The sequence below is a fragment of the Microbacterium psychrotolerans genome (assembly GCF_031085295.1).
GTDB classification, from domain to species: domain Bacteria; phylum Actinomycetota; class Actinomycetes; order Actinomycetales; family Microbacteriaceae; genus Microbacterium; species Microbacterium psychrotolerans.
Window position 1 is genome coordinate 352410 of record NZ_JAVFWO010000001.1, and the last position, 15543, is coordinate 367952.

The window sequence follows — 15543 nt, forward strand, 5'->3', positions numbered from 1 at the left end:
CATCCGCGTACAACGACGTCACGAAAGGATCCATGATGAAGATCACCACACGCGCCGGGGCGGTCATCGCCTCGGCCGCCCTGGCCGCCCTCGCCCTCAGCTCCTGCAGCGGAGGCGGCACGGGCGGCAGCAACGCCGGCGAAGCGACCGATGAGAACAAGCCGGACAAGCTGACCGTCGCGGCGTGGATGGACTTCCCGCCCGAGCTCCTCGCGTCGTTCGAGGACGAGTACGGGATCGAGGTCGTCGTGGACTCGTTCCCCGACGGGGCCTCCGCGCAGACGGTGCTGCGCAACGGGCTGTCGTCCGGCGGCGCCGGCCTGTCGGACGTGCATCTGATCGAGCTGGACTGGTGGACCGAGATGATGGCGGTTCCCGAGGACTGGGTGGAGCTGCCCGAGATCCCCGATCGCTGGGTGGACTGGAAGGTGACGCAGGGGTCCGTCGACGGCGTCATCACCGGATACGGCACCGACATCGGGCCGCTGGGCGTCGCCTACAACGAAGAGATGATGGCTGCGGCGGGCGTTGCGACCGACGCCGACTCGTTCGGTGAGTTCATCGGCGGCGACGCCGCATCGTGGCAGTCGTTCCTCGACGCGGGCCGCGAGTACGTTGCGACCGCCGACAACTACTACATCGACTCCCTCTCCAGCGCGTTCCAGGCGGCGGTCAACCTCCTGCCCGACGCGTTCGAGGACCCCGAATCGGGCAAGCCGTACAACATGGCCGACAACGCCCAGATCGAAGAGCTGTTCATGATGTTCGCCGAGGCGGCGGAGGACGGCATCTCCGCCGGCATTCCGATCGGCCACGCCGATTGGGGGGCGGGCTTCCAGAACCGCCAGTGGGCGACCGTGGTCACCCCCGCCTGGATGGCCGGCATCATCGCCGAGAACGCCGCCGGCGTGCCCGGCTGGCGCGTGTCGAGCACCTTCCCCGACGGGGGAGGCAACTGGGGCGGCTCCTTCTTCTCGGTGCCGGCCACCGGCGAGAACACCGCGTGGGCCGTCAAGCTCGCCGACTACCTGACCTCCCCCGAGGCGGCCGTCCAGTGGTTCCACACCACCGGCCAGTTCCCCTCGCAGCTGGAGGCCATCGCCAGCCCCGACATCGCCGAGACCGAGAACGAGTTCTTCGGTGGCCAGCGCCTGGGCCAGATCTACGGTGACCTCGCGGCAGCCGCCGGGGATGCCGCAGCGGGCGGCTACCGCGGTGAGAACTTCGCGGGCATCCAGACCCTCGTTACCGACGGCATCCGGCTCGTGGAGTCGGGCAGCGCGACAGCGCAGGAGGCGTGGGATTCGGTCGTGAGCGAGTTCGACGCACTCGGCTTCGACACCGCCGACTGATCTCCGATCGCAGCCCGGCTCAGCGCACGCGCACGGGCCGGGCTGCGATCGCCCGACATGGCATCAACACGGAAGGAGCCGACGATGGCTCTCACTTCAGCGGCGCCGCGCCCCGTACGGCGCCTCGGCTGGGGGCAGCGGCTCTCCCGCTGGGACGTCAAGCTCTCGCCGTATCTGTACATCTCGCCGTTCTTCCTGCTCTTCGCGGTGTTCGGCGCGTTCCCACTGCTGTTCAACGTCGTCGTCGCGCTCCACGACTGGCACCGGCGTGCCGGGATGGGCGAGTTCGTCGGCCTCGACAACTTCGCCTGGGTGCTGCAGCAGCCGCTGTTCTGGCGCTCGCTCGAGAACACCGTCTCGATCTTCCTGCTCGGCGCCATCCCGCAGCTCATCCTCGCGCTGCTCATCGCGGCGATCCTCGACCAGAACCTGCGCGCACGGACGTTCTGGCGGATGAGCGTGCTCATCCCCTTCGTCGTCATGCCGGTCGCGACGTCGATGATCTTCGGCCAGGTGTTCGGCCAGTTCGGCATCCTCGTCCCGAACCTCCACGCGCTCGGACTCTTCACCGACAGCAGCTCGCCGTTCTTCCAGGACCGGTTCCTCTCCCACATCGCGATCGGTTCGATGGTGGTGTTCCGCTGGACCGGCTACAACGCCCTCATCCTGCTGGCGGCGATGCAGGCGGTGCCGCGTGATCTCTACGAGGCGGCCACTGTCGACGGCGCAGGGCGTGCCCGCCAGTTCTTCTCGGTGACGATCCCGAGCATCCGTCCCACCCTGATCTTCGTCATCCTCACGATGACGATCGGCGGCCTGGAGATCTTCGACGAAGCCCGATTGTTCGACGGCGGCGGCACGGGCGGCGGTCAAGGCGGCACTGACAACCAGTGGACCACCGTGATGCTTTACCTCTTCAACCTCGGCTTCGGTCAGTGGCAGGACCGCCTCGGGCAGGCAGCGGCCGTGGGGTGGATCTTCGCCTTCATCATCCTGGTCATCTCGCTGCTCAACTTCGCCCTCACCCGGCGCATCTCTTCGTCGGATGCCACGCCGCGAGGTCGTCGTCGCCGCCGGCCTCGTCCGGCCGTGGACGGCGTTCACACCCGATCGGCGGTCGCACGCGAGACCGCCGGCGATGCGATGGAAGGAACCCCGCTGTGAACACGGCACTTATCGAGAACACCGCCGGCCGCGGAGCAGCGAGGTATGCGGCCAAGCGCGCGGCGCGCGGCCGGCCGGTCGCAACGCACAGTTCCACGGGCCGCCGTCCCGGGCTGGTCACCTACGGCATCCTCGCCGTCGTCTTCGTCCTGTCCGTGTTCCCGCTCTACGCCGCCGCCATGTACGGCTCGTCCAGCACGACGGAGATCTCACGCGCTGTCGGAACGCTGCCACGGTGGCTGCCCACGGCGACGCTGTGGCAGAACTTCGGCCAGGTCTTCGCCTCCGAGCAGTTCAGCATCTGGCTGGCCTTCGGCAACTCCCTTCTCGTCGCCGCAGCCGTCAGCGCCTCGGTGGTCTTCTTCTCCACGCTGGCGGGCTTCAGCTTCGCGAAGCTGCGGTTCCCGGGCCGTCAGGCACTGTATGTCGCGGTGCTCGCCACCCTGATCATCCCCGCGCAGGTCGGCACCATCCCGCTGTTCATCATGATGAACGACTTCGGCTGGATCGATTCGCTGCTCGCACTGATCGTCCCCGGACTCGTGGGAGCTTTCGGAGTGTTCTGGATGACGCAATACCTTCAAGAAGCGCTGCCATACGAGCTCATCGAAGCCGCACGCGTCGACGGCGCCTCCATGTTCCGCACGTTCTGGTCGATCGCGCTGCCGGCCGCGCGCCCCGCGGCCGCAACCCTCGCACTGTTCACCTTCATCGGCTCGTGGAACAGCTTTTTCTGGCCCTCCGTCGTCATGCGCTCGCAGCTGACGATGCCGCTCGTCGTGCCCCAGCTTCGCGGCGCTTTCACGTCGGACACCGGACTCGTGATGGCCGGCGTCTTCCTCGTCGCCCTGCCGCTGCTCCTCGTCCTCGTCCTCGCGGGCAGGCATCTCGTGGCAGGCGTCATGGCGGGGGCCGTCAAGGGCTGAGGGGAATCAGGCGCCCGATGCGGGCGTGACTGGGTCCAGGGCGCGCAGCGTCCGTCGAGTGCCACTCACCCTCGATCGTCGCGCCTGCTCCCAGGACCGAAACTACGTCGAGCATCGACTCGAGCAACGGCCTCAGACACTCCCCAGGCGCCTCCGACCAGCGCCGTAGTCTCAGTGATCACCGTGCGGCGGCCGCTACTGACAGACGAGCACCACGCGGGACGCCGCCGATACGCGATACCCCGTCCCATAATGCAGGCGCTGCGCCCTCGCTTCTACTCCAGAAGGACGCGCACGTCCCACGGCCCCAACTCGACCAGCGCATCGGCTTCCAGGGGCTCGGTGGAGAGGAGGTCCGTGACGTCCGCCGGCAACCGTATCGAGCAGGCATCCCACGACCAGTTGTGCAGCACTCGCAGCCGACGACCCGCGGCCGTCGTCGCTGATGTCGCCGTGACCGAACCGGTCGTCAGAGAGGTCCAGGCGTCCCTGTCAGCCGGCACCGCCCAGGACACCAACGCAGCCGACAGTTCGGGGTTGGGTACGGTTCCGACGACGGTGACACGCCCCAGACCCGCCTCAACGGTGGTGATCGCCGGGTACGGGCCGAACGCCGGGTGCTGATATCGGGCGAGGATCTGGACCGAGTTGTCCGAGACCTGCAAGTAGTCGACCCATGCTGTGGCCGCGGCGGCGGTAGGCAGCTCCAGTGCGCCGTCGAAGCCCGTCACGCGCACCGGTGTCGCCAGGTTGCTGAACTCCTGGTAGCTGACGCCGGCGGTGGCGGCGAGCCGGGCCGGCTTGACCTCCGCGCGCGCTCGAGCCTCCATGTCCGCATATCCAGTGCGCGGTCCGAGCACGAGGTGTCCGCCTGCTTCAGCGTAGGCGCGCAACCAGTCGAGCAGCGCATCGCTGGCCACGTAGAGCGCCGGCGCCAGTAGGACGGGCAGCTCGGCGGCGACCTCGGCCGGTTCGCGGAGCCGCCTGCCGTCGCCCCGTTCAACCAGCTGGACGTCGTGGACGATTCGCACCGGCGCACCGGCGTCGAACGCTCCCCGGTAGAAGGCGTGCAGTATCCGCTGGTAGCTTCCGGGGTCGGCGGAGCCGTCGGCGCGGGCGAGCGCCGGCTGACCTTCGAGGCCCCACATCGACTCGTTGGACCACAGCAGCCCCACGGTGGCGTCCGGGACGAGTCCGCTCAGGTGATCTTCGGCAGACTTGATCTCTGCACCCAGCGCGGCCAGCTGCTCATAGACCCGCCCGGGCCGCTGGTCGTGCGGCAGGATTCCGATCCAGTACGTCTCGGTACCGAAGTGCAGTGTGTGCCAGTGCCAGTACTCGATCATTCGTGCACCCCGGGCGATCATCGCCCAGGCGGCCTGTCGCCACTGTCCATCGAACCCGGGCGCATTCATGGCCGGGCCGCCGATGGCCCCGGCATTCGTCTCCGTGACGAGGAACCGCGCCTGCTTCGAGGAGTACATCCGGTCTGCGCTGTGGAATATCGTCCAGGTCCCGCTCGTAGTCCAACCCGGCGTGAGAAGTTCTGTTGCGGGGAGGGCGAGACCGTCCTGCATCGCGTAGTAGGGGTTCCCTGCGGTCACATCCAACGCTGCCGTGAGCTCTGGGTCCTGCACTCCTGGCCTGTCGTATGCGATGCAAGTGGTTACGAACTTCTCGGCGCCAGCGATCTCACGGACGATGTCGGCCTGCCAGCCGATGAACTCGGTGACCATCCGGGCCTGGAACTTCCGCCAGGCGAGGTCGTACTGTGGCTGGGCGTTGTTGTCCGGTCGCCAGAGGTCCGCCCAGGTGGTGAGCCGGTGGGACCAGTACACGAGTCCCCACTCCCGGTTCAGGGTCTCTACGTCGCCGTAGGTGCGGCGCAGGTCGTCGACGAAGGCCTGGAACACACCCTCGTTGTGCAGCAACTCGAGACCGGGTTCGTTGTCCACCTGGAATCCGACCACTGCGGGATGGTCGTGGTATCGCCCGACGACGGCACGGATCACGCGCTCGGCGTGGAAGCGGTAGGCGGCGTGCGTCAGGTCCATTTCTTGACGGGCCCCCCAACCGATGCGCTCTCCAGTGCGTCGCTCGCCCGCGATCTCGGGATACTTGCGCGTCAACCACGGGGGTACGGCGTAGGTGGGCGTACCCAGCACGACGGCGATCCGTCGCGAATGCGCGCCGTCCAGCACTGGCTGCAGCCAGTCAAGGTCGAACACTCCGTCTTCTGGCTCCCAGGTGGCCCACGTGGACTCGCCCACCCGGATCACGGTGAACCCAGCCTCCTGCATGAGGTCGAGGTCCTCATCAAGCCGGGGGGAAGGCTGGTACTCGTGGTAGTACGCGGCGCCGAAGAGCACACGGTTGTCAATGTCTGTCAAGGCAACGAGGTCCTAATCTGGAGGGGTCGGTGAGGCGGACAGCGGCGCCGATCGTGCTCATTCTTCGGTCCTGGTCATCGTCGATGATCCGGTTCGAACGTGCCACACGATACCGCGCGCGCCCTGGTCGTCAAGACTCCGCCGGCGGCGAGGCGCCCCCGCGCCAGGGCTGTCGCGGGGGCGCCTCGCCGGCAGTGCCGGCAGCTGCGCTACTGGGTCGGGGCCTCCGCGACGGTCTGGCACCGCGGGTCGATACCGCCGAGGTTGGCGTTGAGCTCCGTGCGGTACTCGGGGGCGACGCCCGCCGCGCAGATGACCTCCCACGCAGCGCTGGGCCAGTTGGTTCCGGTGACCCGTACGTTGTCGATCAGGCGGTTGTTGCGCGCCGCGGCGTTCGGCATCTGGGCACCGCCGGAGTTGTACCAGTTCTCCTGCAGCGTGTTGTCGTTCGTGCCGTTGCCAGCGCTGTACGCGTTGGTGAACACCCACGGGTTCGCGCCGCTCAGGACGTTGTGCCGGGAGAGGATGTAGCGGCTGCCCTCGTCCAGATAGATGCCGACGCCGGAGACCTTATACAGGTAGTTGTTCTCGATCACCGTTCCCGGGCTCGCCGAGAGGTTGTAGATGTTGCCGGAGTCGGCGAAGTCCCTCTTGATGTCGTGCACGAGGTTGCCCGCGATCAAGTTGTCCTTCAGCGTCGTCGGCGTCTGGTAGAGCGGGTTGTGCTTGTAGTACCCGCGGTTGAGGTACTCCTGGGAGCCGCCGGCGTCGTTGATCCCCCAGCCGTAACCGGTGTCGATTGCGTAGGCGAGATCCCTCACCTCGTTGTGGACGATCTGCGCCCTGGTCACGTAGGTGCTCAGGATGCCGGAGGTGTCCTGGTACTCCACGGCGACGTGGCTGATGGTGTTGTTGTCGATGAGGATGTCCTGGTTCGTCATCCGGGGGTCGCTGGGATGATGCGCGTCCGCCCGAATCCCGCCCACGAACAGGGCGTGGGCGCCCACCTGGGTGAACACGTTGCCCGTCACGGCGATGTTGCTGGCGCCGAGCCCGACCCCAGTAAGCACCGCGTTGTCGTCGTTGCCGATGCCGAGGCCAGAGGACCCCAGGTTCCGGAAGGTGTTCCGCTCGAAGGTGATGTGGTCCGCTGCGGACACCTGCACGGCGGAAGGTATCTGGAACCAGGTGTTGCGCGTCCTCTCGTACGGCTCGCAGCCACGGCTGCAGTTGGTCAAGGCGTCGGCGGGGCGGTAATCGTACACGCCCTTGAGGTAGCCCCCGTTCTGCTGGCTGACGTACCCGTCGGCCGAGGAGGGGCCGAGCCAGGAGGTCCCGGTGAACGTGAGACCGCTGAACTCCAGGTGGGAAACGGGCGCGTCGTAGGTGCCGCCGACGCTGATGAGGGTCTCCACCCGCGGGAGCTCGATGTCGAGGTCCTGCGGGTTCACGCCGTCCGCGGGCTTGTAGTAGAGCTTTCCCGCGTCGGGGTCGATGTACCACTCCCCCGCCTGGTCCAGGAAGCTGAGCGAGTTCGCGAGGAACCACTTCGACTCGGCGAGCAGCGAGTTCTGCACCGTGTCCCAGCCCCACGTGTTGTTGTCCCACGCGGGCTGGGCCATCGTGATCGTGCTGCCCGCGATGCTCTGCACCGGGGAGTAGCGGTCGGTGAAGTCGCCGAGCGACTCGAACTCGATCCGGTCCTGGTTTGGCAGGTCAGCCAGGTAGGCGAGCGCCGGATTGTTGATCGTCATCCCCGTCGGGGTGAGCGTCAGGTCGGTCAGCGCCAGGCTGGTCGAGGCCCGCGGCGCGGCGACGCCGTCGACGTAGAGTTGCCGGGTCTCGAAACCGGCAGGCGTGTCCGCGACGTAGATGTTCGCGGCCTCGTCGTACTGCTGCCAGCTAGAGAGCTGGGTCGAGCCCGAGATTTCGGGGTGCGCGCCCGGAGCAGCCGTCCAGCGTACGGTGTGCCCGTCCCGACCGCCGTCCTCCGCCCGGAATTCGAGGGGGCTGTCGATGCGGTAGGTGCCGTCGGCGAGTACGACGGTGACATCACCCTTGCCCTTGGCTGCCGTGTGTCGCACGACGGCCTGTGCGTGCTCGAGCGAGCACGGGTGCTGTTCCTGGCACTGCCCTTCGTCCCTACCGTCGGGTGCCGCGTAGTAGACGCTGTCCTTCTCCGGTGGTGCCGCCTGAGCGACCGGTATGCCCAGACCGCTCAAGAGCAGGGCGGCCGCGCCGGCAGATCCGGCAGCCGCTCGCCACCAGCCTTTCCGTCGTTCAGAGACTTCGCGCGTGTGTGACGTCAATGTCATGGCTGTTCGCTTCCGTGATTTTGAGGAGGGCTGCGTTTAAGCCCGGTTGTAGAAAATCATACGTATGACGTATGCGCAAGACCATATTTGCGTCTGGGGAAGCGACTGGCCGATCGCAGAACTCGCGGCAGAGTGGCGCACGTGGGATGCGCTGGCCTCCGCGGTCGCATCCCTGAGCGAGGCCAGAGGCGCGATGTGATGGGTGGTATTGCCGACCGGGGTCTATGAACTCCACGGCGTTACGCGGCGGCGCCCTCGACTGACGCCGGGGGTCGCCGGCATCAGTCGAGGTGCCACGCTTCCGCTAGCGGTTGCCAGTTCGGCACGTCCGCATCCGCTGTGAACGGGATCTGGCATGGCGCGGTGCGCGCCCACCACTCCTGGGTCACGGGGTCAGCCGCCATCCGTCGCTGATCGGCGTCGTAGTCGTCACCGATGTACTCGTAGTAGCCGAAGAGGACGTCGTCGATCACGTAGATCGAGAAGTTCCGGATGCCGCAGTGCGTGATCGTCGCCTCCACGCCCGGCCAGACGTCGCGATGCAGGGCGAGGTACTCCTCGCGCTTGTCCGGTCGCATCCGGCATACCATCGCGTATCGCTGCATGCGCGTCAGCCTTTCGTTCCGCCGGCAGTCATTCCGGATACCAGGAATCGCTGCGAGAACAGAAAGATGATCAACACCGGCGCCACGGAGATGATCGTGGCCAGCGCGAGTGTCGGCAACTCGATCGTCACCGTACCGGCCGCCGTGGGATTGAACAGCGGAACGTTCGAGAGCAGCTCGGCGAGTCCCACCTGAATCGGCGCCTTCCTGCCGGGCACCATCACGAAGGGCAGGAAGTAGTTGTTCCAGTTGCCGACGAAGTTGAAGAAGCCGACCAGGGCGATCACGGGGGTTGCCAGCGGCATCGCGACTCCCCAGAAGACCCGGAACTCGCTGGCTCCGTCGATGCGGGCGGCATCCAGAAGGTCTCGGGAGACGCTGGTGGAGAAGTAGATGTAGGTGAGGTAGACACCGAACGGGAAGAACGAGAACGGCAGGATGACCGACAGCGGGTTGCCGATCAGCCGCACGGCGCTCAGCTCGAGGAAGATCGGTAGCACCAGGGCGGTGTTGGGGATCAGCATCACGACCAACGTCGTGACCAGGAGCGCACGACGCAGGCGGAAGTCGATGAGCGCTAGGGCGTAGCCTGCCGGGATGCTGACGACGAGCGTGAGGACGAGCGCCGCTGCGGTGTAGAAGACGGCGTTTCCCAACCATGTCCAGATGATGCCGTTCTGGAACGCCGCCAGGCTCTGCCAGTTCTCGACGAGCGTGCCGATTCCCCCGAACATGAACGGGTTCTCGGTGAGCAACTGGAGCGGTGTCTTCGTCGGTGCCAGCAGCAGCCAGATCAACGGCAGCACGAAGAACACCACGAAAACCAGCGCAACGACAATCGCGAGAGCGCGGCCGAGCCAGCCGCGTGGCGTACTCGCCGTTCGGTGATCGCGGGTCAGTACTGCGTTAGTCGCGCTCAAAGAGACCTCCACGGAAGACGAAGAACGCGGCCAGTCCGAGAGCGACCACGAGAAGGATGAGGGAGATCGCGGCGGAGCCGTTGAAGTCGTTCTGACGGAACGCATAGAGGTAAGCAAGCTGGTTGAGCGAGTAGTCGGCGGGAACGACGCCCTTGCTGGCTTGAGAGAGAATGCGCGGCTCGACGAAGAGCTGCGTTCCCGCCGCAAGCGTCATGATTCCCATGTAAGAGATCCATTTGCGTAGCAGTGGCAGCTGGATATACCAGGCCGTCTTGATCGCACCGGCGCCATCGACGCGCGCCGCCTCCATCACTTCCTGACTGATGTTGTTGAGCGCTCCGTACATGATGACGATCCACCCACCGGCGCCGGCCCAGAAGGCGATGATCGTGAAGATGACCGGAAGATTCTCGATCGAGACGGTCTCGACGAAGCTGTCCATGCCGAGAGCGCGCAGGATCCCGGAGACCGGGCTGACGGAAGGGTCGAGGAGGAACAGCCACAGCATCACGCTGGACGCGCCGGCCAGTGCGCCGGGGATGTAGTACACAAACCGCGTCGACATCGACAGCCACCGAGCGCCGAACGCGTGAACGATCAGGGCAAGGAGGACGACGAAGATCGTCTGGAAGGTCAACCAGATGACCAGGTACACCGCGACGTGCTGCGCGGCGGGCCAGAATCGATAGTCGTTGAACACCCTCACGAAGTTGTCGAGGCCGGCGAAGGCACCTTCGTCGGTGAACGCCAGGAAGATGGCGTACAGGGTAGGGACCAGGCCGAACAGGACCAGCAGGATGCCGTATCCCGCACTGAAGGTGTAACCCATTCGCGACTGTGCGCGGTTCGGGTTCTTGCGTCTGGTGCGCGGCTCCCGCCGCCGGCCGTCCAGCTGGCCGACGACGGGAGCCGTCACGGTAGAGATTGCGATGAGCTTCTTCTTTCGTGATGAGCGATCGTTACTGAGCGACGGTGTAACCCTGAACCTGCGCCTCGTTCTCCATCTCCTGCTGCCACTCGGGCACGACCGACTCGATCGTGTCACCGGCAGCGAGCGCGGGCAGGACGACCTTCGCATACGCGGTCTCGGCGCTGAAGCTCGGGTAGCCCCAGCCGCTCCACACCTGGCCCGCAGCATCCACCACCGTCTGCTCGAAGTCTCCGACGAAGTATCCGCCACTGGCCTGTTTCGCGATCCACTGCTCAGCGGCGTCGGCGTAGGCGGGGTAGCCGCCTGCCAGTTCCACCTGGTACTCGTCCGAACTCGTCACGAACTCCATCAGGGTCTTTACCGCTTCGAGGTTCTTCGTGTGGCTGGATGCGATCCACGTGCCGCCGCCCACGTTGCCTGTGCCGATCTCCTCGCCCTCCCAGTGCAGAGGTGTGCCCGCACCAAGCTGGCCGGCCGGAACGTTGAGGCTGTCGGGGTTCTGGAAGAGGGCTCCGGTGAACCAGACCGGTCCCGGCATGCCCAGCACCTTGCCCTGATACTTCTGCACGAAGTCCGCGCTGAACACGCTGTCCTTGGTCAGAGTGCCATTCTCAACCATGTGGTCGAGCAGTTCAGTCATCTTCTGTGAGCTCTCAGCCGAGAAGTCGCTGCTGAAAGTGTCGCCGTCGAGCTGGAAGACAGGTGCCTGAGCGCCCCAGTAATAGACCATCATGCCGAGGAACGCGTCGCCGACGGAGCCAAGGATGTAGCCAGGGTGGTCGGCAGCGAGCGAGTCGCTCAGCTGCTCATATTCCTCCCAGGTCGTCGGGATCTCGTAACCGAACTGGTCGAACAGGGTCTGGTCGTACCAGAACACCGACTGAGCGAGGTCGTTGCGCAGCCCGTAGATGGTGTCGTCGACCGTCAGCGGGTCGAGCGAGCCGGGGGTGAAGCCGTCGAGGAACTCCTGGTCGAACCAACCCTTGTTGACGGGGGCCGCGAAGGCCTGAACGCCGTTGGTCTCCTTGGAAGCCCACGACGCGTCGTTGTTCTGTGTGGAGAAGACGACGTCGGGCCACCCCTCGCCCGCCTGATCGAACAGCGCGATCTTCGTCTGCAGACTCCCCGAGCCGCTCGCATTCCCGTCGTACGTCTCGACATTGACCTCGATGTCGGGGTACGTCGCCTGGAAGGCTTCCATAGCCGGTTCGCGAGATGCATCCACCCACACCGTGATGGCACTGTCCGGATCCTGCTCGGCCGGCGTGAAACCGAGATCAGACCCGTCTCCCCCGCCGGTCGGGCCCGAGCAGGCGGTGAGCGCGACCACCGCTGCCACCGACGTGGCGAGAGTGAGTGATCGAGCGAGGCGGGAGAAGCGGCGATGCTGTGAAGCCATTTCGCGTCCTTGTCTGGTCGACATCGTTGACGACTCGTCGCCGGTCGGCGACTGCCACGACGATTAGATCGTACATGTGACCTATTAGCAATGTCTGCGACGTTCATCGCATGAGGCGTGTATCTTTCATATGACGTCATACCCATTGGAGACTCATGCGTACATTGCAGTACACCGCCCCGCGCACTCTCGTCGTCGCGGATGCCGAACCGACTTCGCCCGCTGCGGGCTGCATTCAGGTCGGCGTCGCGTTCGCGGGACTGTGCGGCACCGACCTTCACATCTTTCACGGCGACATGGACGCACGCGTGACGACGCCACTCGTCTTCGGTCACGAGATGAGTGGAGTCATCACCGCCCTCGGGCCCGGTGAGCAGGAGTGGAGCGTCGGCGAGCGCGTCACCGTGATGCCCCTCTCGTGGGACGGCGTCTGCCCCGCCTGCCGCGCCGGGCACGAGCACATCTGCCAGAACCTCGACTTCATCGGCATCGATTCCCCAGGCGCTCTGCAGGAGAAGTGGAACGTTCCCGCTTCGACGCTCGTCCGTCTGCCGTCATCCATGCCCCTCGACGTCGCGGCCCTCGTGGAGCCCGTCGCGGTCGCGGTGCACGACGTCCGCCGCTCGGAACTCGCGGAGGGCGACCGGGTCGTCGTCATCGGCGGCGGCCCCATCGGCGTGCTCATCGCGACCGTCGCGCGCCACGCCGGCGCCGAGGTCGTCGTGATCGAGGTCGACGAGCGTCGTCGTTCGCAGATCTCCGACCTCGGCTTCGCGACCGTGGATCCCCGTACAACGGATCAGGCCGCATGGATCGAGGAGTGGACAGAGGGCGCGGGTGCGGATGTCGTCTTCGAAGTGTCGGGAGCAGCCGCCGCCGTCGCCGGAGCGACCGGCCTCGCGAAGGTCCGCGGAACCATCGTCGTCGTCGCCATCCACCCCCAGCCGCGGGAACTCGATCTGCAGCGCGTCTTCTGGCGTGAACTGCGTATTCTCGGCGCTCGGGTCTACCGCCGCGAGGATTTCGAGCGCGCCGTCCAACTGCTCAGCGAGGGCGTCATCCCGACCGACACCGTCATCACGCGCATCGTCGACCTCGACGAAGCCCAAGCGGCCTTCACCGATCTCGAGAGCGGGCGCGCCCTCAAGGTGCTCGTGAAGGTGGGTGAAGTCGCATGAGCGCGGGCTTGTTCGACCTGACAGGCACTCTCGCCGTCGTCACCGGCGCGCGCCGAGGAATCGGACGCGCCATGGCCGAAGCCCTCGCCGACGCGGGGGCGGACATCATCGGGGTGAGTGCGAGTCTCTCTTCGGGCAGTGACGTGCAGGCATCCGTCGAAGCGAAGGGGCGCACGTTCGAAGCCATCTCGTGCGACTTCGCCGACGCCGCAGCCGTCGATCAGCTCGGACGGCGACTCGCCCAGCGTATGCCCGACGTCCTCGTGAACAACGCCGGCACGATCGAGCGAGCACCCGCTGCCGCGCATCCGCGCGACGCGTGGGATCGCGTTCTCCAGGTCAACCTCTCGAGCCAGTTCGCGCTGAGTCAAGCTGTCGGCTCGTCGATGCTCGAGCGAGGGCGCGGGAAGATCATCTTCACCGCCTCGCTCCTGAGCTTCCAGGGTGGGATCAACGTGCCGGGTTATGCGGCGGCGAAGTCGGGCATCGCAGGGCTGACGAAAGCTCTCTCCAACGAGTGGTCAGCGCGGGGCGTCAACGTGAACGCGATCGCGCCGGGATACATTGCGACCGACAACACGGCGGCGCTGCAGGCCGATGAGGATCGCTCTCGCAGCATCCTCGAGCGGATCCCGGCCGGACGCTGGGGGCAGGCCGACGATCTCGCGGGCGCCACCGTTTTCCTCGCCTCCCACGCCTCGGACTACGTCAACGGCATCGTGCTCCCTGTCGACGGCGGGTGGCTCGGCCGATGACCCGCGGGCTGCTAGCGTCGTCGCCCATCATCCCTGTCGTCGTGATCGAAGACGCGGATGATGGGCCGACGCTCGCCGCGGCGCTCCTGCGCGGGGGCATCCGGTGCGCCGAGATCACGCTCCGCACTCCCGCGGCCCTCGATGCGATCCGCGCGATTGCGGCCGTCACCGATCCCGTCTTCACCGTCGGGGCGGGGACCGTGCTCAACGTCGATCAACTCGACGCCGCCGTCGCCGCCGGGGCGGCCTTCGTCGTGAGCCCCGGCCTCGATCCCGCCGTCGTCGAAAGAGCGCGCGATCGCGGCATCGAGGTGCTTCCGGGTGCCGCGACCGCGACCGAGATCCAGCACGCACGACGGCTCGGTGTGCGCACCGTCAAGTTCTTCCCCGCCGACCGACTCGGCGGCCTCGCGACGATCTCGGCACTCGCGGCGCCCTTCTCGGACATGGCTTTCGTCCCGTCCGGCGGAGTGTCTGCGGCGAACATCGGCGACTACCTCGCACACGCGTCGGTGCCCGCTGTGAGCGGCAGCTGGATGGTGGCACGAAGCCTCGTGGTGGGTCGGGACTTCGACGCGATCGAGAGGCTGAGCCGTGAGGCGATGGGCCTTGCGACCGCCGCCCGGCACCCTTCACCGGGGAACGCAAGGTGAGCACCGGCCGTGGCGGACTCGTCACGATCGGAGAGACGATGGGGCTCTTCAGGCCGTCGGGCATCGGGCCGGGCGAACTCGTGGACAGCTATCACCTGACCACCGGCGGAGCCGAGAGCAACGTGGCGATCGGCATCGCACGACTCGGGGGCACCGCTCGCTGGATCGGTCGCGTGGGGCGGGATGCCGTGGGCCGTAAGGTGCTGCGCGATCTCCGTGCGGAGTCGGTGGAAGCACGTGTGATCGTCGATCTTGACGTCGGCACCGGCCTCATGACGAAGGAGCAACGTGTGCCGGGGCGCTCCGCCGTGCACTATGCGCGCGCCGACAGCGCGGGCAGCCGGCTCTCCCCGGGCGATATCGCGCCGTCGGACATCGCCGGAGCCTCCGTGCTGCATGTGACGGGCATCACGCCGGCGCTCTCCGCCTCGGCGTCCGCCGCCGTCGATGCCGCGATGGACGTCGCGCACGCCTCGGGTGTGGCCGTGTCCTTCGACGTCAATCACCGCGACTCGCTCTGGCGCGGCCGAGATGCCGCTTCCGTCTATCGACGATTGGCCGCACGGGCGACGGTCCTCTTCGCGGGCGAGGATGAAGCATCCCTCATCGTCGGAACAGGTGACCCACGAACGCTTGCGCTGCGCCTCGCGGATCTCGGTCCCCGGACTGTCATCATCAAACGGGGAGCAGCGGGCGCTGTCGCGCTCGAGGACGGCGAGTGCTCTGTGCGCGCGGCCCTGGCGGTGCCCGTGATCGACACGGTGGGTGCCGGTGATGCGTTCGTCGCGGGCTACCTCACAGAGATGATGACCGGCGCCGACCCGCGCGCGTGTCTGGAGCTCGCTGTGCGCACGGGCGCCTTCGCGTGTCTGGCGCCCGGGGACTGGGAGGGATATCCCCGTCGCGATGAACTCGGACTCCTCGAGTCATCCGAACCGGTCACGCGATGAGTCTG

Annotated in this window: 13 protein-coding genes; 7 read left to right on the forward strand and 6 right to left on the reverse strand. The window is 66.6% G+C overall.

The window, feature by feature from the left end; all coding sequences use genetic code 11:
- Positions 1-35: 35 nt before the first annotated feature.
- Genes Q9R08_RS01535 through Q9R08_RS01545 form a run of 3 tightly spaced genes read left to right on the forward strand, consistent with a single transcriptional unit; the run spans position 36 to position 3442 of the window.
- On the forward strand, positions 36-1352 hold the full coding sequence (locus tag Q9R08_RS01535; RefSeq protein ID WP_308866050.1) for an extracellular solute-binding protein: 1317 nt from the start codon (positions 36-38) through the stop codon (positions 1350-1352).
- A 57-nt stretch (positions 1353-1409) separates the two neighbouring features.
- A complete protein-coding gene (locus tag Q9R08_RS01540) occupies positions 1410-2516 on the forward strand; it encodes a carbohydrate ABC transporter permease (protein WP_418001299.1) in 1107 nt (368 codons plus the stop codon).
- A complete protein-coding gene (locus tag Q9R08_RS01545; protein ID WP_194412293.1) occupies positions 2513-3442 on the forward strand; it encodes a carbohydrate ABC transporter permease in 930 nt (309 codons plus the stop codon). The genes Q9R08_RS01540 and Q9R08_RS01545 overlap by 4 nt, the downstream gene beginning before the upstream one ends.
- A 275-nt stretch (positions 3443-3717) precedes the next feature.
- Here Q9R08_RS01545 and Q9R08_RS01550 read toward each other — a convergent pair whose 3' ends face one another.
- The 6 genes from Q9R08_RS01550 to Q9R08_RS01575 all read right to left on the reverse strand — a co-directional run bounded on the left by Q9R08_RS01550 (position 3718) and on the right by Q9R08_RS01575 (position 12002).
- Positions 3718-5811 (reverse strand): beta-galactosidase, encoded by a 2094-nt coding sequence (locus Q9R08_RS01550; protein ID WP_308866052.1) that lies wholly within the window; start codon positions 5809-5811, stop codon positions 3718-3720.
- 230 nt (positions 5812-6041) lie between these two features.
- Entirely contained in the window at positions 6042-7916 is a 1875-nt protein-coding gene (locus Q9R08_RS01555; protein WP_308866053.1) for a right-handed parallel beta-helix repeat-containing protein, read from the reverse strand.
- Between the two features lie 512 nt (positions 7917-8428).
- Positions 8429-8752, reverse strand: coding sequence for an L-rhamnose mutarotase (locus Q9R08_RS01560; protein WP_308866054.1), 324 nt, complete (start codon positions 8750-8752; stop codon positions 8429-8431).
- 5 nt (positions 8753-8757) lie between these two features.
- A complete protein-coding gene (locus Q9R08_RS01565; protein ID WP_308866055.1) occupies positions 8758-9570 on the reverse strand; it encodes a carbohydrate ABC transporter permease in 813 nt (270 codons plus the stop codon).
- An 88-nt stretch (positions 9571-9658) separates the two neighbouring features.
- Complete coding sequence (locus Q9R08_RS01570) at positions 9659-10588, reverse strand: carbohydrate ABC transporter permease (protein ID WP_308866056.1); 930 nt, start codon at positions 10586-10588, stop codon at positions 9659-9661.
- Between the two features lie 43 nt (positions 10589-10631).
- Complete coding sequence (locus Q9R08_RS01575; protein ID WP_308866057.1) at positions 10632-12002, reverse strand: ABC transporter substrate-binding protein; 1371 nt, start codon at positions 12000-12002, stop codon at positions 10632-10634.
- Between the two features lie 155 nt (positions 12003-12157).
- On the opposite strand from Q9R08_RS01575, the gene Q9R08_RS01580 reads away from it, so the two are divergent.
- From Q9R08_RS01580 to Q9R08_RS01595, 4 genes are read left to right on the forward strand one after another with little or no spacing between them, the layout of a single operon-like run.
- Complete coding sequence (locus Q9R08_RS01580; protein WP_308866058.1) at positions 12158-13180, forward strand: zinc-dependent alcohol dehydrogenase; 1023 nt, start codon at positions 12158-12160, stop codon at positions 13178-13180.
- Positions 13177-13935 (forward strand): SDR family oxidoreductase, encoded by a 759-nt coding sequence (locus Q9R08_RS01585; RefSeq protein WP_308866059.1) that lies wholly within the window; start codon positions 13177-13179, stop codon positions 13933-13935. The genes Q9R08_RS01580 and Q9R08_RS01585 overlap by 4 nt, the downstream gene beginning before the upstream one ends.
- A complete protein-coding gene (gene eda / locus Q9R08_RS01590; RefSeq protein ID WP_308866060.1) occupies positions 13932-14588 on the forward strand; it encodes a bifunctional 4-hydroxy-2-oxoglutarate aldolase/2-dehydro-3-deoxy-phosphogluconate aldolase in 657 nt (218 codons plus the stop codon). The genes Q9R08_RS01585 and eda overlap by 4 nt, the downstream gene beginning before the upstream one ends.
- Positions 14585-15538 (forward strand): sugar kinase, encoded by a 954-nt coding sequence (locus tag Q9R08_RS01595; RefSeq protein WP_308866061.1) that lies wholly within the window; start codon positions 14585-14587, stop codon positions 15536-15538. The genes eda and Q9R08_RS01595 overlap by 4 nt, the downstream gene beginning before the upstream one ends.
- Positions 15539-15543 lie beyond the last annotated feature (5 nt).